This is a genomic window from Wolbachia endosymbiont (group A) of Therophilus tumidulus, from assembly GCF_964277345.1.
In the GTDB taxonomy this organism is placed as follows: domain Bacteria; phylum Pseudomonadota; class Alphaproteobacteria; order Rickettsiales; family Anaplasmataceae; genus Wolbachia; species Wolbachia pipientis.
On sequence record NZ_OZ195515.1, the window covers coordinates 358,595 to 376,821 of the forward strand.

Below are 18,227 nucleotides of genomic sequence, written 5' to 3' on the forward strand. Positions count from 1 at the left end.
TGGTTATGCAAGAAGTCTAATATTAAAAATGACACAACAACATAATTAAATTAGACTACTTTGTTCTCTTAGTTACTTGCTTTTCTCTTGCTATTGCAAGGCTTTTTTCTGGTACATCATCAACTATAACACTACCTGCTGCAATTACAGATTCATCATGAATATTAAGCGGCGCAATTAGTGAGCTATTGGCGCCAACAAAGCAATTGCTCCCTATATTCGTTTCATGTTTATTTTTCCCATCATAATTACAAACAATAGTGCCTGCTCCTATATTACTCTCCTGCCCTACTTTAGCATTTCCTATATAACTTAAGTGTTTTATTCTAGTGTTTTGACCAACTTCACTTGTTTTCACTTCCACAAAATTTCCTATTTTTGCCTTATTACCAATTGTTGTGTTTCCGCGTATTCTGGTAAATGGACCGACCTCAGCATTACTTTTAATTAAGCAGTTTTCTAAATGCGAAAATGGCAGTATTTTCGCACCAGACTCTATTTTCACTCCAGTACCGAAAAAAACATATGGGTAAATCACTGAATCTCTGGCAATTTGCGTATCAAGAGAAAAGAAAACAGTCTCTGGTGCAACAAGCGTTACTCCGGAGTCGGTAAAAATTTTTCTTTTATTTTCTTGAAAGTAAAACTCAGCTTTTATAAGGTCATTTCTGTTATTTATTCCCGTTGCTTCTTCTCCACCGGTAATAACGTAACCGACATTTAAATTACTCTTCACTGCAATGGAAACTATATCGGTCAAGTAATATTCATGAGTTGAGCTATTGCACTCTATTTTCTCCACCAATTCACGTAAATTCTTTGCACATGCAACCATTATTCCAGCATTTGCAAGAAATTCTTCATGATTATTTTTATCACTCTTTGCTTCTACGATTTCTCTTAAGGAACCATTCTCAATAATTAACCTACCGTATTCTTTATTGCTTGTCCTAAAACCTAGGCAAACTAGAGCCTTGCCTTCTAAATAACTAATCATTTTAGTTATTGTGCTGCTTTTTATGAGCGGAGTATCCCCATACTGCACAACAACTATGCTTGAATCTGGCAATTCTCTTAGGTTTCTCATCGCAGTTTTGACCGCATCTCCCGTGCCAAGTGTTAATTCTTGTGTAATTAACTGTATATCCTTAAAACACTTTAGTCTTTCAATTAAAGGCTGATCAACTACAACAGCAATATTTTCAGGATTTAACTGTTTTGCATTGTAAATGACATGCTGGAGCATGGAAAAACTGCCTATTTTGTGTAGGACCTTAGGCAAATCTGAATTCATCCGCCTGCCATGCCCTGCAGCAAGTATAACGAACGTATGAGTTTTACTTATCACTTATCTTAAAGATGAAAAATGAAAACCGTAATGATCAAGCCAGCTGATTTTGTTGTCATAAAAGCTCCTCAAGTCGCTAATTTGATATTTTAGCATTGCAAGCCTTTCTATACCAATGCCAAACGCAAAACCGTTGTATTTAGTATGGTCTATTCCAACATTTTGAAATACATTTGGATGCGTCATACCGCATCCCAGTACTTCTATCCATTTACTACCTTTATAACTTATGTCCACTTCCGCAGAAGGCTCGGTAAAAGGGAAAAAACTATTACGAAAACGTATCTTCAGCCCTTTATCGCCAAAGAACTTATTAAGGAAGTGATGAATAGTAAATTTTAACTGGCCCATATTGACATTCTCATCGACATATAACCCCTCTATTTGATGGAACATAGGGGTGTGAGTTGCATCAAAGTCGTTTCTGTATACTCTACCTGCGGCTACTATTTTAATTGGGAATTTTTTTGTTTTTTCCATGGTTCTAATCTGTACAGATGAGGTGTGAGTGCGCAGTACCATTCTTTTATCATCTATTTTATTCTTTAAGTAGAAGGTATCTTGCTCCTCTCGTGCAGGATGATGACTTGGAGTATTCAGTGCATCAAATACATGAAATTCATCTTCAATGTCAGGGCCATCAACTGCCTTAAAACCCATATGTGCAAAAATAAGCTTTACTTCATTTAGAACCTTACTGAGTGGATGGACCTTGCCAATTTTTTCTGGCCTCGCAGGCAACGTGATATCAACTGCCTCGTTCTGCAATTTAAAGTTAACTTCTTCGGCTTTTAGTATATTCTCCTTATTCATTATAAGCTGATCTAGCTTATTACGTAAAACGTTGATAACTTCGCCTAAATTGCGCTTTTTTCCTGCGTCTTCTATCTCTTTTAAGTTGTCAAAATAAGCTTTAATTACACCCTTTTTTCCCAAATATGATAGCCTAACTTTTTCTAAATCTTGTAAAGAAGAAGCATTCTCAATTTCGGAAACTGCTTTATCTTCAAGTGAAAGTATGTCATCTAATAACTCTTTATTCATCTTAAAAACGCTGGCTTAAACTTTCATTATAGTGAAATTTTAAATATCATCAACAATCCGAAAAATTGCCCTATTCTGATTATTAATTTATTGACTGATTAATCTTTTTTATTTACCTTTGCGTTGATGAATTTGCTGTATCAGCTATGCACAACAGTAATACTGAAACTAAGAATAAGTATAAAATAGAGGATTTACCTAAGCTCTTTAAGGAAAAATCCAGAAACATAAGTAAAGCATTTTCTAGCGAAACAATTAAGATCAGTACTATTCGCTCGAGAAGTATTGAAAGTAATATACAAGAATTTTCATTTGAGCTAACAGCAACAGATAAAGACACCTTTAATATAAGATTATTTCGAATAAACTCTTTAATTAATTTTTTCAAAATCTGCCTTTCCCGGGAAAAAAATTTTACAGCCAACATAAAAGTGCCCAAAGAAAGCAGTGAACTATATAATAACTACTGTAAAACTAACAGTTATAAAACTGTAGAAGAATTCGTAAATAGTGCTCCGCCTCAAATCCTTCTGCAGGGCACAACGATAACGCTACAAACAGACGTTGAAAACATTAACCTGGACAACTTGTACCAAATCGAGTTATTTCTAAATGAAAAGCTACAACATGCAGAAAAAACTGAAAATGAAGACAAAAAAGAACAGAGTGAAACTAACCAAAAAAATGCACAAAATAAACAAATCGTACCAGTTACAGGCTCATTTGGCTTCGATGTAACAAATAATGGAAAACAAGTTACACGTGTTTCGATAGTAGTTGCTGCAATGCATGAAAACGTTTTCTGGTTTAGATCTTTTTTCTGTCTACCCAATTTTTTTAATACGTCACAATTCTTTTCCCAACAATTGCCAAAATTTTCTATACAGAGCAACAATATACCATTTGGTGTTATTCCAGCGTTTGACCAGGAAAAAAGAAACATGGATCCAAGTAGTCAAGCTACTCGGATGACAGGGGGTAGTATAGAAAATCCAATACCTCAAGAAGCAGAACAGAATGTAGGTCAAACTACTTCGCACACAGAGTATTTTAAGGCTAACAGAAAAAAGAAGTCAAAAAAGCAGACCAAAGAACTATCAGAGAAAGAAAAACCATTAGCCATAAAACAAGCACAAAATGATGCTAGAGTAGCTATGATAGATAACCAAATTGAGCACAGGGGGAAAAAACTCGATAAAATATTTATTGAAGTGATGAGTGGATACAAAAATCAAGATCCAGAAACATTTTGCAATATTTTCAGCTCAGTATTCAATATTGTTTACTTTCAAGATAAACAATTACATGCAATATTAGAGCCAGGCGAGATATCAGAAGTATTACAGATACTCGAAAGGCCACAACCTCTTAGTAACTCACTTTTAGGTAAAGAATATTTACAAAAACAAGTATATAGAAAAAAAGAGCAATTGCTTAAATTAGTTTCAGGTGTTTATATACAACAACCTTCTCCACAACATGAAAATACTCCTCATAAATCTACAAACCCTTTACCAATTAAAGATCTTTCACCAGCAACAAATGAAGCTAAAACTCTACCACCTACTAACATTACACTCAAATCATCATTAAAAACTGTATTTTCCTCAAAAAAGGCTTATTTTTGTCTATTTATAATAGTAGCATCTGCATCAACACTTTGCTTATGGCATTTTCCGTTAGGAAAAGTGTCAATGTTAAAAGGATTAGTGCCACCAGAAAAAAGAGAAAGTATTGGGCTAGCATTGAACATAGGGTTACCAATATTAACTGCATTATGTGTTCTGAGTTTGGCTTATTTCATATATTCTGAATATTCTATAGAATCTATTGAACAAGTAAGTGAAAACGATCCCCTTTCTCGCGCCTATAGCTAGTGCAGGCTCAGTTTTCCTACGTCATACCGTCACGGTATCTCTAGATCCCGCTAACACGTAGCGGGATGACGAATTTGTCGTTTTTTAAATTGTCGGTAAACCAGAATTACTTTAACTATAACAAAATAGAAATAAGTTGTTGTAAAAAATTTTTCATGGTAAAATTATTTATTTTCACCATATGTTTAAAGGAATTATCACGGATATCGGGACTATAACTGATACTACCACTCACTCCAACTCTGATCAAATTTTCCATATCAAGACACAAAATTTATCCTCTATAAATAAAGGAGATTCAATAGCTTGCTCTGGTGTGTGTTTAACTGTTGTTGATATAATGAGCGATACATTTACAGTCCAAGCATCTCAAGAAACTATGAAGGTTGCTAACTTAAATACGTGGAGAATAGGAAAAAAAATAAATCTCGAACAAGCAATGAGATTAAGCGATAAGATCGATGGCCACCTGGTTCAGGGTCATGTTGATGGGATAGTAAAATTTTTAACAATTAATCAAAATTTAGATTCTCATGAAATCAAACTATCGTGCCCACAAGAATTAATTAAATTTGTTGCAAAAAAAAGCTCCGTTACACTAGATGGGGTTTCCCTCACAGTGAATTCAGTTATTAATCAGGAATTTACAGTAAATATCACTCCCTATACATGGGAAAATACAACTTTTCAGTACAACAAAGTAAATGATTATTTGAATTTAGAAATTGACATGATCGCTAGGTATTTAGATCAATTGATGCAGCATAAATACAATTAATTTTACAACCTTGTTATTTACAACTATTATATCTTGAAAACCATATAGATATAAAACATGCTTTTCGATAGCCTAATTATCTTCATTGTTGTTCTATGCGTAATAATCTCGGTAACTAGAGGCTTTATAAAAGAGCTATGCGCACTAATGTTTCTATTTTTATCGGTCTTTCTGACAGCTAATCACTATGATTTTTTCGCTCCAAATTATAGTAAATATTTTGATTCTAAAGTTACACTAAACATACTTTCTACAATCTCTGTATTTATTATACTTAATCTTATATTCATGATAATAAATAACTGGCTAATGTACATATTATCACCCATAAGGTTGGGGTTTATCGATAGAGTTACTGGAATCTTTCTCGGAGTGCTTAAAGGAATATTGCTCTCTTATGTATTATTTTTTGCTGTGCACTTATATTGCTACACAGTATATGACAAAAAAGAGGGAGAGTATAAAATAGAAGCAGAAGACATATTGCCTAATTGGATAATAAATTCACACTCTTATCAGGCTTTATTTGTGACAGCAGAAGAAGTAATTGACATGTATGTACCAGAGTCGTTGATACTAAAAATAAAAGAGATCGGTGGAGAAATGGTTGATCAAGAAAAACCTAAAAACAATAAAAAAGAAGAGTAAATATTTATTTATAAATATTTTCATTGGGAGTATTCAAAAAGCCATATGTGTCAGGTTAAGAGCACAGAATTTTTTACTGGAAATATTAATTTTGTTTTAGCAATAAATCAACTTAAGGTCATAATATCTTGACATTTATTTAATGTTGCTATATAATAGCTATGTACATTTTGTGTACTATAGCAATAAAATTACCTTGTAATAGGTGTATTGGACCCGAGGGCAGTACTCGGCGTCTCCACCATGTTTTTTAATTTATATGGGGACGAATAAGGATCGACATGCATAGTAAAGATGGTAGCTTTGCTCGGTTAGACACCACCGCTAAGAGTTCATAATTTAAATGCAAACGATAATTTTGCTGCTGAAGACAATGTCGACGCAATAGCTGCTTAATTTAAGCACTATAACTTCATTGCTATAAGCACGGTTCAGGGAACGCCGGGTAACAGAAGTTCCCCAAAATTTACGTATGTGAAAGTTATATGGAGCAAACAGATTACAAAAAACTGCTTAATTCTGCTAAGTTTCAAGTTATCAAAAAGACTTTAGATGTTATATCAGGTAATGGTTTTATCCCTCACTTAGAAATATTATTTTTCACATATTTTAATGGTGTGACCATGCCAGATCGTTTGAAAAAGTCATACCCTACTCAAATGCTTATTATATTACAGCATCAATTCTATGATTTAAAAGTTTCTGAGGATAAATTTAGCGTCAGTTTGAGTTTTCAAGGAAAACAAGAGCGAATTACTATACCGTTTTTTGCTATTAGTGAGTTTCGTGATAAAATTTCAGGAGATGTTTTAATATTTGACAAAATCAGTATCGACTCTGATAAAGAATACAAAAGTGAAAAATGTACTGAAAAACTATCAAACGGTAGTATTATATCCATAGATCAACTGCGTGATGAGTAACTGCTCATCTTTATAAACAAAAAATATTAATAGAAAAAAGTGGTCTAACTTAAGTAATAGAATAGAGGGTAGATAAATATGCTAAATTTTTAATTATTTATTAACGCAGGTGGCAAAATTTTTCTTACGTATCATCAACTTTCTTTATTGAAAAATTAAAAAAAATGTTGTATACTTGTTACAGTAGTAGAGTTCGGTAAAACATATGGCAAATTCAGGCATTAACATAGCTCTTAGCGAAGAAACTTTAAAGCATCTTGCTGAATTATCTGAATTTACTAAACAGCCCGTTCAAGAATTAGCAGGAAAACTATTTAGAGAAGCAGTTGAGCTTGAAATGGAGGATTTTTTAGTATCTAAAATTTCTGATGAGCGTGATGTTGAAGGTGCAGAAACAGTTGATTTTGAAGATATTAAGTGGGATTAGAGCGTTACAAGGTTAAGTCTCTAAAGAGTGTTGTTGAAAAAGATTTACCAAACCTTCCAAAGATAATAAGGCTAAGAGTTCAAAAGGCTATAAAAGAACGTCTTACAGTTGACCCAATAAATTTTGGTGAACCACTACATCATAACTTAAAAGGATGTAGAAGGCTAAGAGTTGGTGACTATCGTGTAATTTACAGAGTAAATCAATTAGATCATATAGTAACTATCACAGAGATAGGACATAGAGATGATATTTATAAGAAATAAATATCAACATTAATATATATTATACACCCCTCCTTCCTTGTCCATTCTCTACTTTAGGTGGCTTTGCGCAGCTCAAAAAATGAAGTTTTTTTTGGTTCAGCAAAAACAACATTTTGAGTTTGAAAAGGCTAAATACTTGTCTTTTATATAACTTTCGTGTAATAGATATGTATGCATCCAATCATATATCTACTCAATACGTTACTTGATCTTTATAGCTTCATTCTAATATGTTGGGTTGTCCTAAACTGGCTGGTTAAACTTAATATGGTGAACATATATAATGAAACTGTCAGTAGCATAATGCACATCTTGAACCAATTGACATATCCACCACTAAAGATTATTAGAAGATATATACCACCGTTCAACGGATTAGATTTATCTATAATGATATTGCTAATAACAATTCACTTTGTAAAATATACAGTAGCTTACTACTTTAGGTAGATGTTAAAAAAATATCTAAAATCAGCAATATATCTATCCCTTTTAATATATATATATATATCAGTTTTTAGCTATAACTATAAAGATCCTTCCTTAAACACAGCTACAAATGAGGAAGTGACAAATTTAGGTGGAATAGTAAGTTCATATTTAGCTGATATATTGGTTCAATTTCTTGGATTAACTAGTGTTACAATAGCTACAACCATAGTTTACTTGTTGATCTTCAGGCCATCAAAAAGGCTGCTAAAAATTCTCTATTTAATATTAATCAATTTAGGGATATGTGCTATACTACCACAACTTTCGCTAGGCATCACTGCAAGGTACAGACACAGTGGAATAATAGGGAATGCACTAATTAATAACTGCCCGTTTTATATATTTGTGATAGTAACATCAATAGGTCTTGTAGGATCTGTTGGTTGGAAGAGAACAATTTACTCTCTATTCTTCTTATGTAAAAAAATAGCTTGCTTATTTGTAAATGTTCCATTCTTCAGATCACATAAAACTACTGAGTATTCAATTGCACCATTAGTAGTAGAAGAAAAACATAGAACTAAAATCACTACTAAACAACAACCAAAAGAAAGACAGAAAAAAGCTACCGAGGAGGTTTTAAGTGAGTTTAAGTTTCCAAGTATCCATTTACTTTCTAAAGCAGAGGAGTCTTTGCAGAGAAAACAGCTAAATGAAATGGAGAGCAATAAAAATTTATCTCTGCTGGAACAAGTCCTGAGTGATTTTGGCGTGCAAGGAAAAATTATCAGTGTATGCTATGGGCCGGTTGTGACTTTGTACAAACTTGAACCACAAGCTGGCACGAAATCTGCAAGAGTAATTGGCCTTGCAGATGACATTGCACGTTCGATGAGTGCACTCTCTGCACGTATTTCAATAATTCGTGGGCAAAATGCTATGGGAATAGAGTTGCCGAACAAGGAACGGGAAATTGTAATGCTGCGTGATTTGCTTGAATCCCCAGAATACCAAAATGCAAACTTAAATCTCCCAATTGCGCTTGGCAAAGAAATAAGTGGAAAACCAGTTATTGCAGATCTAACTAAAATGCCCCACTTGCTCGTTGCTGGAACCACAGGGTCTGGTAAATCAGTTGCGATTAACACTATGATTCTTTCACTCGTTTATCGATTAAGTCCTGATGAATGTAAGATGATAATGATCGACCCAAAAATGCTTGAGCTTTCAATATATGATGTAATACCGCATCTAATAACGCCAGTGGTAACAGAGCCAAAAAAGGCTGTAGTCGCTCTTAAGTGGATAGTGAAAGAAATGGAAAATCGCTATCGCATGATGTCCTATTTAAATGTGCGCAATGTAATAAACTATAACCAAAGAATCACAGAAGCGATGAATAGTGGAATAGAATTGGAGCGCGTTGTGCAGATTGGCTTTAACTCAACAACAGGCAAACCTCTGTTTGAAAAAATACCAATCAAGATGGAAACATTTCCGTATATTGTAGTGATCGTGGATGAAATGGCAGATTTGATGCTTGTTGCCGGCAAAGAAATAGAGTGCTCTATTCAACGCTTAGCTCAGATGGCTCGTGCTGCAGGAATACACATCATAATGGCAACACAACGCCCATCTGTGGATGTGATCACAGGTGTGATAAAGGCGAACTTTCCAACGAGAATCAGTTTTGCTGTTACTTCTAAGATAGATAGCCGTACAATACTTGGCGAACAAGGGGCTGAACAATTGCTCGGCATGGGTGACATGCTCTATATGGCCTCTGGTGGTAAGATCATTCGAGTTCACGGCCCATTTGTAAGTGATAATGAGGTGCAAGATATAGTTGATCATCTGAAAATGCAAGGTGAGCCAAACTACATGGAGGAAATCACTAAAGAAGATGAAAATTCTTCTACAGAGTCACACGATGAAACGGAGGATGAAGAAAATGACCTCTATAACCAAGCAGTGGCCATCATTCAAAGAGATCAAAAAGTTTCAACCAGTTACATTCAAAGGCAGCTTAGAATAGGCTATAACAGAGCAGCAAACATCGTTGAAAGAATGGAAAAGGAAGGTATTGTCAGCGCTCCAAATTACTCAGGGAAAAGAGAGATATTGGTTGAATAACAATCTTGTAATACCTTAATTTAAGTTTCCGCACTTTCAAAAAGCAAGTCAAACAAAATTATTAAAAGGTCAATACATAATGACAGTTAATTTAATAATAATTTAAACATTTGGAATGTAAAATTATAATATATTAATTAGCTAGGAGGTTAAAAATGTCTTTGTGGGAACGTATTATGTATAATTTTAAGGGTCTTGATAAGTTAGCAATAGAAGAATTGCAAAAAAGAGTGGGAGAACTAGAGAAGGTATCAGGGAACTTCGCAGGTTTGGAACAAGAAGTAATCAAACTGTCGGGTGAATTCACGGGAAATTTTAAAGAGCTATTAGGTAAATTCGACGGTTTGAACGATAAATTCGATGGTTTGCAAGAAAAGCTTACAGGCTTGCAAGAAAACTTCACAGGTTTAGAAGAAAAAGTGAAAACACTTACAGAAGCAGTAGCAGATCAAGAAAAAATAATGGCAACTTGTATCATAGTCAGTGCTGTTGCCGCAATAGCGGTCGCTTCTTTTGTTGCATTCTGTATCTATCAGGGAGTTAAGCTTGATAAAGAGAAGAAAAACGACTTATCTAAAGATACGCCAGACGCAAAACTTAGTAATGTAGATACTACCGATGGTACTGAAAAACTACAGAATAACTTAAAAGTTGCAAACATATAGCTGCATAACACTTTTCTTGAAAAGGTGTTACGCAACTTGTAACACCTTACTCTTCTCTTAGTCTGCGTAGGTTTTTTTGATAGCAAACATATCACTTTTTAGAAAAATATTTGTATTGTAAAGTTAGTAAAGATTCTGGTTTACTTAAAGTTTGTTAATTGCTATCTTTTAAAACACGATATTTACTATAGCACCATATGCTTAGGGTTTTTTCTAAAATTTTATTTATATTAATGTTTTTGGTTTCTAGCTTTTTTACTGTGCATAGTGCTGAAGCTAAATCTAAGCTCAGTAAGAGATACATACCTCCTGGTAACCCTGGTGGTGCAAACTTTCATACAGATGAGGATTTTGCTGAGTCATATAAACTGTATGAGAAGCGTAGGGAATTGCTCAAGAAAAAAAAATTACAAGATCGAGCTATAAATAAAGAAGATCTAATCAAAAAATTAAAAGAGAAAAAAATTGCTAGTCTTGATAATGAGCCAAATGACATGGAAGCTTGCATAGTCGACGATGAAGAGAGCACTATGATAAATCAGCATGGTATTAATATCGCACGTTTAAGGGGTGCTGTATTTATAGATCAAGAGTCAGTTTTCCAGTATGAAAATAAGCAGCATGAAAGTGAACAACAAGAAGAGAAGAAAGTTACTTCAACACGAGAAAAGAAAGTTTCTCCTATAAATGTCACTATAAAAGAAACTCCATCAAGAAGAACGTGCTCACATGATTCTATTGCTAATTTGGATAACGTAGATGCTTATAGTTTGAATGGTTCAAGTTCATTTGGCAGTGTAGCTGACACAGTAAAATAGTATCACAATATTGGCCATTAATAATATGCTAGATAAAGACCTGATATTGAATGATAATACATATGAATTATCGCAGATTTCCAGGCACAAAACTCATGTTGTAGAAGTTGGAAAAGTAAAGATAGGCGGAAATAATCCTGTAGTTGTACAATCTATGGCGCTTGGCGTGCATATAGATGCTGATAATATAAAAAGTAGCGCAAAACATTATGCAAAAGAGATAACAGAACTAGCGCGTACAGGTTCAGAATTGGTGCGAATTGCCTTGAACTCAGAGGAGGTAGCAAGAGCAATACCTTATATAGTAGAAGAGATAAATAAAGAAGGTTTTGACGGTAAAATATTGGTAGGCTGCGGTCAATATGAGCTAGATAAATTAGTTCAAGATTATCCAGACAACATCAAAATGCTGGGTAAAATTAGAATCAATCCAGGCAATATAGGCTTTGGCGACAAACGTGATGAGAAGTTTGAAAGGGTGATAGAGTATGCAATAATGCACGATCTTCCGGTTAGAATTGGGGTAAATTGGGGTAGTCTTGATAAATACCTTTTGCAAAAATTGATGGATGAAAACTCTTCGCTTAGTAATTCAAGGCCTTCTGATGTTATACTGCGCAAAGCACTTGTAATGTCTGCTCTTGATAGTGCAAAAAAAGCTGAAGAAATTGGTCTAAATTCAAACAAAATAATCATTTCATGTAAAGTTAGCAAAGTACAAGATTTAATTTTAGTTTATATGGCACTTGCAAAATCTTCCAATTATGCGCTGCATTTGGGTTTAACTGAGGCTGGTATGGGCAATAAAGGTGTGGTAAATACCGCAGCAGGGCTTACTTATTTATTGCAAAATGGCATTGGAGATACAATACGGGCTTCTTTGACTCAACGTCCTGGTGAATCGCGTACTAATGAAGTGGTGGTGTGTCAGGAAATATTGCAGTCTATAGGCTTGCGACACTTTAACCCTCAGGTTAATTCATGTCCTGGTTGTGGGCGCACGAGTAGCGATCGTTTTCGTATATTAACTGAAGAGGTGAATGGCTATATAAAAACTCATATGCCGATGTGGAAGAAAAAAAATCCAGGTGTAGAGCATATGAACATTGCTGTTATGGGATGCATAGTAAATGGTCCTGGAGAAAGCAAACACGCAAATTTGGGAATCAGCTTACCTGGATATGGAGAAAAACCTGTTTCAGCAGTCTACAAAAACGGCAAATATTTCAAAACTTTACAAGGTGATAATGTCTCTGAAGAATTTAAGGCAATTATTGATAATTATGTGAAGAAGCATTACACGTAACCTTTCACGGTTAATTAATAGATAAATCGCAAATAAAAAAGAAAATTAAACCTTGTTTTTCTTTTTTCGTTGGGAATGTTCAAAAAAGTGTGTCAAACCGAAAAAAAAGTAATAAATTGATATAAAAAAAATGGAGGTTTGACTGACCTTACCCAGAAAAAGTGGAGAGAAAGTTTGGAATGTTTTTCACAAAGAGAATGATGAATCAAAATGCTCAGGAATGCAATAGTTAATAGTGACGTTGTTTGTTATAAAAAATTTCTATATATTCAAATATAGCAGTTTTGATATGCTGTTTAGAGTGCCGAGAGGTGTCTATTGGTAACTCCCTTTTTAGAGAACTGAAGAAGCTTTCCACAACAGAATTGTCGTAACAACAACCTTTATAACTCATCTATGTTTTTTATGGATAAGAGATATTGATAACCTTGCGAAGTATATTGTGAACCTTGATCACTATGTAATAGTAGATTTTTGGCAGGTTTACGCTTGTTAACGGCCATTAATAAAGAGTCCATAACCAATTGTTTATTTATTGAACTGCTCATTGACCAGCCAACTACCATGCGTGAATATAGATCGATTATTGTTGCCAAATATAGCCATCCTTCTTTGGTTTTTATATAAGTAATCCCATACTTTATTTGGTTGATCGACAATAAAGTTTTGGTCTAATATATTGGGAGCTACGACTCTACTGTCCGTTTGTTGTTTCTTAATTTTAAATTTTCTTCTCAATATAGCCTGAATACCATTTTTCTGCATAATACTTTGCACTGTTTTTAAGTTGCAACTTTTACCCAAAGCCTTCAATTCAGCATGAATTTTAGGAGCTCCATATCTACATTTAGAAACTTGATATATTTTTTGAATAGCTGCGAGTAGCTCTTTATTTGCTGATTCTCTACTGCTTATTTTTCTTGTGGTCCACTTATAGTAGCCACTAGCAGAAAATCCTACATAATTCCTGTACTTTATAGCAGTTACTATGCTCTTTTATAAAAAAATATTTTACTCTTTTTGACTGGCCAGGGCTTTTTTTTAAATGTCTCTTTCCCTTGTTACTCTTGCTAACTCTCTTTGTAAATCAAACCTCTCTTTGTCGTAAGGAGCCATGTTACCTCTACCTGGAAATGCATCTGCTGCCGACTTTTTTTCGTTGTGTTTCTTTATCCATTTTCCTAATAAACCACCCTTTATTCCTAAATCCTTTGCTATTTTTGTAATTGTTTGACCTGCCTTTCTTTGTTCATTTGCCAGTTTAACAGCTTCCAATTTGAATTCTGCCGTATATTCTCTTGCCATTTCTAATCCTCCAAAATTTTATTTTACCCGAAAAAACTCCTTTCTTTCTCTCCACTTTTTCTGGGTAAGGTCACTTGGCAACAGTTGCTCTACTTTCTCCTTCATCCAATGCTTCCATTGCTTTTTTCCTTAAGTCGTAACTATACGCTGCTGGCATACAAACCCCTCTACCATAAATCCATTCTTACCTTATTGGGATTATTATGAGAAGAGCTATAACTCTATGGGAGGGAAGCAAAATCTGGGATTCGGCCTTAATGGCATTAGCGTTGCATCAGCTTCACCCTCCCTGTGAGGTATTTTAGCTCTAATGCCTCACATCATAAAGATACAAGTGTCAAGCTACTTGGATGACAGGGGAGGGAGGCACTGGGATGACAGGAGAAGGTAGTGGGATGACACCCTGACAACCGTCATCCCGCTGCTTGTTAGCGGGATCTAGAGATACCGCGAATGAATCGCGGCATGACGTAGGACTGCTTTCATTCCAGTGCTTGACACTGGAATCCAGCCTTTCTGCAATCTCATCGAAAACGTTGTAACCACTTTCTATGCTAGTTTGCTTGTGAGCAACCTGGATTCCAGTGTCAAGCACTGGAATGACACCGTTATAAAGGAACCAGTGTCAGCTACTTGAATGACACAGTCTTTGCTTAAACCCGTAACGTTCGTACATTTTGCTAAAAGTTCAAATATCAACATCATGCACATTAAGTGCATTGCTATTAATAAAATCACGGCGTGGTTCAACTATATCACCCATTAATATTGAAAATATGGAATCAGCTTCTTCACAATCTTTTATTTCAACCTTTAATAAAGTTCTAGCCTCAGGATTTAACGTAGTATCCCATAGCTGATCAGCATTCATTTCACCAAGACCTTTAAATCTCTGCAGAGTTAAACCTTTTTTACCATAGTCCATTATTATTTTTGCAAGCGTACTTGGAGAAGTGATTCTTATTTCAGTTTCTTGTGACTTTAAAAATGAATCACCATTAAATAAATTACTTATACCATCAAGCAAACTTAATATGTTTTGCATATCTTTGCCTTCAAGCATACTAAGTGCAAATATATATTTGTCTGCCAATCCTTGAAACAATTTAGAGATATGAATTTCTTTTTCTTCATCTTTTATTTCCACTTCCCAAGTGTATTCGCTGTACATTAACTTCAAATACTTTAATATCTCATCAGCCGATGATAGAGCATTCTTTTTACTTAAAATTAGCAATGACTCTAAGAGATTTTGTGGTATTTCTCTATCATAATTTTTGCTAATATTAGAAGTGCTAACGCATTTATTCAAAATAAGGCGCAAGTTGTTAAATTCTGTAGCTGTACCACTTAGTGTTAATCTTTTAACTGCTGAGTTTATTATATACTCTTCAAAAGTTTCGTCATCTTTAATATAAGTGTCTTTGGCATTCTTTGTAACTTTATAGAGGGGTGGCTGTGCTATGTATAAGTAACCTTTTTCAATAACTTCACGCATATGTCTAAAAAAGAAAGTTAGAATCAAAGTTCTTATATGTGAACCATCAACATCTGCATCTGTCATGATGATAATTTTATGATATCTAGCTTTTTCAATATCGAAGTGTTCACTCCCTATTCCAGCACCAATTGCAGTAATTAAAGAGCCTATTTCTGCAGATGAAAAAATACGATCTAAACTTACACGTTCTACGTTTAGAATTTTTCCTCTTAAGGCAAGCACTGCTTGTGTTTTACGATTACGCCCCTGCTTTGCAGTACCACCTGCTGAATTACCCTCTACTATAAATAATTCCGATAACTCAGGAGCTTTTTCCTGACAATCAGCAAGCTTTCCTGGCAGAGTTGCAATATCAATATTGTTTTTGCTTTTAACTAGCTCGCGCGCTTTTCTTGCAGCTTCTCTTCCTTTTGCTGACCTGATTGCTCTTTCTACTATGCTTGCTGCCAATTTGGGATCAGTTTCAAGGATTGTGCTCAATTTATCAGAAACTATACTTTCTACAACTGCACGTGCTTCAGAACTAACTAGTTTATCTTTTGTTTGTGAAGAAAACTTAGGATCAGGCATCTTAAGAGATAAAACACAAGTTAAACCTTCTCTAACGTCCTCTCCAGTTAAATTTACTTTTGCTTTCTTTAAAAACCCTTCATTAGTTGCATAGGTATTGATACATCTAGTTAGTGCAGATCTAAATCCTGCCAAATGCGTACCACCATCTCGTTGCCGTATATTATTAGTGAAACACAACATATTCTCATAGTAGGAATCATTCCATTCCATCGATATTTCCAAGCTGATGCCAAGATCTTCTGCATCTCCTTTCATACTGGCAATTTTAGTTACATGTGTCTTATTCTTATCTAAATACTGCACAAAATTTGCTGTACCAAAATTGTCTTTAGATTGATTGCTCTGATTGAAATGAGATTCTGTATATGGTTCATTGCGCAGATCACGTAAAGTAATGTCGATATTTGAATTTAAAAATGCTAATTCTCTTATACGACTTTCAAGCGTTGAGTAACTGAAATTAATGCCATTAAAAGTCTCTGTTGATGGCATGAACGTGACTTTAGTTCCTCTTTTGTTTGTATTTTCGTTGACTACCTTTAAAGGTTCAATAGACTCACCATCTTCAAAACGCATAAAGTGTTCTTTCTTATTGCGCCAAATAATTAATTCCAACCAGCTTGATAATGCATTCACAACTGAGATTCCAACACCATGTAATCCCCCAGAAACTTTATAGGTATTGCTGTCAAATTTACCACCAGCATGGAGTTGAGTCATTATTACCTCTGCTGCTGATATTCCTTCTTCTTCATGAATGTCAGTTGGAATGCCACGACCATTGTCGGTTACTGATACTGAACCATCTTTATTTATGCTAACTTCAATTTTATCACAATATCCAGCTAAAGATTCATCTATTGCGTTATCAACAACCTCATATACCATGTGGTGCAAGCCAGATCCATCGTCAGTGTCACCAATGTACATACCTGGACGTTTCCTTACAGCATCAAGACCCCTTAAGATTTTTATTGCATCGGCATTATAACTATTTTCCATGGTATTGCTTCGTTTATGAATGTTAATTAATATTACATTCATATATGCTGATTAGCAACATTTTTAAACTGATAACCCATATTAAAAGCACAACTTTACGAATGTTTATTTTTGAAGACAGCAAATAGTGTCATTCCAATGTGTCTTCCATAACTGTACGAACATTCATTAGACTTCTTTCGAAACTAGGATAAAGCAGTAAAAATAGTAATTTTGAGGTAAGGAGAAATGAAGTATGAAATAGTGAAAGAGCTCGATAAAGGGGAGTTTCGTCGACTAACAGGAGTAAAGAGATCAACATTTAACAAAATGGTAGGGATTTTATGTGAAGAAAATAAAAAAAAGAAAGCCAAAGGAGGAAGGAAAAATAAGCTAAACGAGGAGAATATGCTGCTCATGGTATTAGAATACTTACGAGAATACCGTACATATTTTCACATAAGTCAAAGTTATGGAGTAAGTGAAAGTACGGCATATAAAACTGTAAAATGGGTAGAGGATACTCTAATACAACACCAAGATTTCGCATTGCCAGGACGAAAAGAACTCCTAAAAAGCGACGTGAAATATGAGATTTTGGTGATTGATGCAACGGAAACACCTGTAGAGAGACCAAAAAAAAGCAGAAAAGATTTTATTCAGGAAAGAAGAAAAAACATACGCTAAAAACACAAATAATTGCAGAAAAGAAGAGCAAGAAAATTATTTGTACGTCATTTTCAAACGGGAGAAAGCATGACTTTCGGCTTTTCAAGGAGTCAAAAGTGCATGTATCAGAAGGTATAAAAGTTTTAGCCGATGCTGGCTATAGAGGTTTTCAGAAAATTCACAAAAATGTCGAGTTGCCACACAGAAGGATGAAAAAGAGTCCCTTAATTAAGGAAAAAAAGGTAGAAAATCGGGAGCTAGCAAGCAAAAGAGTAGTAGTTGAGAATGTAATTGGTCTGTTAAAAAGATTCAAAATTATTGCAGACAGATACCGCAATCGGAGAAAACGTTTTGGCTTGAGATTCAATTTAATAGCAGGAATTCACAATTTTGAGCTGTCTATATGAGTTTCGAAAGAGGTCTATTTTTGAAGGTAAATTGCACAACAGATGATGTCATTCCAGTGCTTGACACTGGAATGGCTTTGTTGCATCGCTAGCTATGATGGATTAAAGATAAAAAAGATGGAGAAT

General features: G+C 34.5%; 19 protein-coding genes, 1 other RNA gene and 1 pseudogene. 13 read left to right on the forward strand and 8 right to left on the reverse strand.

The window, feature by feature from the left end:
• Nucleotides 1–55: 55 nt before the first annotated feature.
• A complete protein-coding gene (gene glmU, locus ACICQD_RS01935) occupies nucleotides 56–1,348 on the reverse strand; it encodes a bifunctional UDP-N-acetylglucosamine diphosphorylase/glucosamine-1-phosphate N-acetyltransferase GlmU (RefSeq protein WP_395461512.1) in 1,293 nt (430 codons plus the stop codon).
• Nucleotides 1,349–2,392: a phenylalanine--tRNA ligase subunit alpha gene (gene pheS / locus ACICQD_RS01940; RefSeq protein WP_209472684.1), complete on the reverse strand. Its 1,044-nt coding sequence runs from the start codon at nucleotides 2,390–2,392 to the stop codon at nucleotides 1,349–1,351.
• A 146-nt stretch (nucleotides 2,393–2,538) separates the two neighbouring features.
• On the opposite strand from pheS, the gene ACICQD_RS01945 reads away from it, so the two are divergent.
• From ACICQD_RS01945 to ispG, 12 genes are all read left to right on the forward strand, one after another.
• Nucleotides 2,539–4,269 carry a hypothetical protein gene (locus tag ACICQD_RS01945; RefSeq protein ID WP_138264796.1) on the forward strand — a complete coding sequence of 577 codons (1,731 nt, stop codon included), beginning with the start codon at nucleotides 2,539–2,541 and terminating at the stop codon, nucleotides 4,267–4,269.
• A gap of 181 nt (nucleotides 4,270–4,450) precedes the next feature.
• Nucleotides 4,451–5,047, forward strand: a complete 597-nt coding sequence (locus ACICQD_RS01950; protein WP_010082169.1) for a riboflavin synthase — start codon at nucleotides 4,451–4,453, stop codon at nucleotides 5,045–5,047.
• A 57-nt stretch (nucleotides 5,048–5,104) separates the two neighbouring features.
• Nucleotides 5,105–5,695 carry a CvpA family protein gene (locus ACICQD_RS01955; RefSeq protein ID WP_010962383.1) on the forward strand — a complete coding sequence of 197 codons (591 nt, stop codon included), beginning with the start codon at nucleotides 5,105–5,107 and terminating at the stop codon, nucleotides 5,693–5,695.
• 124 nt (nucleotides 5,696–5,819) lie between these two features.
• Nucleotides 5,820–6,159: a transfer-messenger RNA gene (ssrA, locus tag ACICQD_RS01960) on the forward strand.
• 21 nt (nucleotides 6,160–6,180) lie between these two features.
• On the forward strand, nucleotides 6,181–6,618 hold the full coding sequence (locus tag ACICQD_RS01965; RefSeq protein WP_006279412.1) for a ClpXP protease specificity-enhancing factor SspB: 438 nt from the start codon (nucleotides 6,181–6,183) through the stop codon (nucleotides 6,616–6,618).
• A gap of 205 nt (nucleotides 6,619–6,823) precedes the next feature.
• Entirely contained in the window at nucleotides 6,824–7,045 is a 222-nt protein-coding gene (locus ACICQD_RS01970) for a hypothetical protein (protein ID WP_006279415.1), read from the forward strand.
• Complete coding sequence (locus ACICQD_RS01975) at nucleotides 7,036–7,311, forward strand: type II toxin-antitoxin system RelE family toxin (RefSeq protein ID WP_007550684.1); 276 nt, start codon at nucleotides 7,036–7,038, stop codon at nucleotides 7,309–7,311. Before ACICQD_RS01970 ends, ACICQD_RS01975 begins: the two co-directional genes overlap by 10 nt.
• 171 nt (nucleotides 7,312–7,482) lie before the next feature.
• Nucleotides 7,483–7,761 carry a YggT family protein gene (locus ACICQD_RS01980; protein ID WP_006279515.1) on the forward strand — a complete coding sequence of 93 codons (279 nt, stop codon included), beginning with the start codon at nucleotides 7,483–7,485 and terminating at the stop codon, nucleotides 7,759–7,761.
• The gene (locus ACICQD_RS01985) at nucleotides 7,762–9,876 is read left to right on the forward strand and encodes a DNA translocase FtsK 4TM domain-containing protein (protein ID WP_395461513.1); all 2,115 of its coding nucleotides are present in this window, start codon (nucleotides 7,762–7,764) and stop codon (nucleotides 9,874–9,876) included. It abuts the gene before it with no gap.
• Between the two features lie 155 nt (nucleotides 9,877–10,031).
• The gene (locus ACICQD_RS01990; protein WP_209472690.1) at nucleotides 10,032–10,541 is read left to right on the forward strand and encodes a hypothetical protein; all 510 of its coding nucleotides are present in this window, start codon (nucleotides 10,032–10,034) and stop codon (nucleotides 10,539–10,541) included.
• Between the two features lie 197 nt (nucleotides 10,542–10,738).
• Entirely contained in the window at nucleotides 10,739–11,359 is a 621-nt protein-coding gene (locus tag ACICQD_RS01995; protein WP_070356736.1) for a TRP75-related protein, read from the forward strand.
• Nucleotides 11,360–11,384: 25 nt separating this feature from the next.
• Nucleotides 11,385–12,665 carry a flavodoxin-dependent (E)-4-hydroxy-3-methylbut-2-enyl-diphosphate synthase gene (gene ispG, locus ACICQD_RS02000; RefSeq protein ID WP_070356735.1) on the forward strand — a complete coding sequence of 427 codons (1,281 nt, stop codon included), beginning with the start codon at nucleotides 11,385–11,387 and terminating at the stop codon, nucleotides 12,663–12,665.
• A gap of 229 nt (nucleotides 12,666–12,894) precedes the next feature.
• Here ispG and ACICQD_RS02005 read toward each other — a convergent pair whose 3' ends face one another.
• From ACICQD_RS02005 to gyrB, 6 genes and pseudogenes are all read right to left on the reverse strand, one after another.
• Nucleotides 12,895–13,059, reverse strand: a complete 165-nt coding sequence (locus ACICQD_RS02005) for an IS3 family transposase (RefSeq protein WP_080717620.1) — start codon at nucleotides 13,057–13,059, stop codon at nucleotides 12,895–12,897.
• Nucleotides 13,049–13,324, reverse strand: a complete 276-nt coding sequence (locus tag ACICQD_RS02010; protein ID WP_213862870.1) for a DDE-type integrase/transposase/recombinase — start codon at nucleotides 13,322–13,324, stop codon at nucleotides 13,049–13,051. Before ACICQD_RS02010 ends, ACICQD_RS02005 begins: the two co-directional genes overlap by 11 nt.
• A gap of 76 nt (nucleotides 13,325–13,400) precedes the next feature.
• A pseudogene (locus tag ACICQD_RS02015) lies at nucleotides 13,401–13,655 on the reverse strand (IS3 family transposase); the annotation flags it as partial.
• Between the two features lie 51 nt (nucleotides 13,656–13,706).
• Nucleotides 13,707–13,970, reverse strand: a complete 264-nt coding sequence (locus tag ACICQD_RS02020; RefSeq protein ID WP_010082386.1) for a transposase — start codon at nucleotides 13,968–13,970, stop codon at nucleotides 13,707–13,709.
• Nucleotides 13,971–14,307: 337 nt separating this feature from the next.
• Entirely contained in the window at nucleotides 14,308–14,565 is a 258-nt protein-coding gene (locus tag ACICQD_RS02025) for a hypothetical protein (RefSeq protein ID WP_010962372.1), read from the reverse strand.
• Nucleotides 14,566–14,658: 93 nt separating this feature from the next.
• Nucleotides 14,659–17,046 (reverse strand): DNA topoisomerase (ATP-hydrolyzing) subunit B, encoded by a 2,388-nt coding sequence (gyrB, locus tag ACICQD_RS02030; RefSeq protein ID WP_010962371.1) that lies wholly within the window; start codon nucleotides 17,044–17,046, stop codon nucleotides 14,659–14,661.
• 228 nt (nucleotides 17,047–17,274) lie between these two features.
• Between gyrB and ACICQD_RS02035 the strand changes: the two genes are divergently transcribed.
• Nucleotides 17,275–18,101, forward strand: a protein-coding gene (locus tag ACICQD_RS02035) for an IS5 family transposase (RefSeq protein WP_395461446.1) whose coding sequence is annotated in 2 segments (ribosomal slippage) — nucleotides 17,275–17,662 and nucleotides 17,662–18,101 — 828 coding nt in all. Because the reading frame shifts where the segments join, the coding sequence is not laid out codon by codon here.
• Nucleotides 18,102–18,227 lie beyond the last annotated feature (126 nt).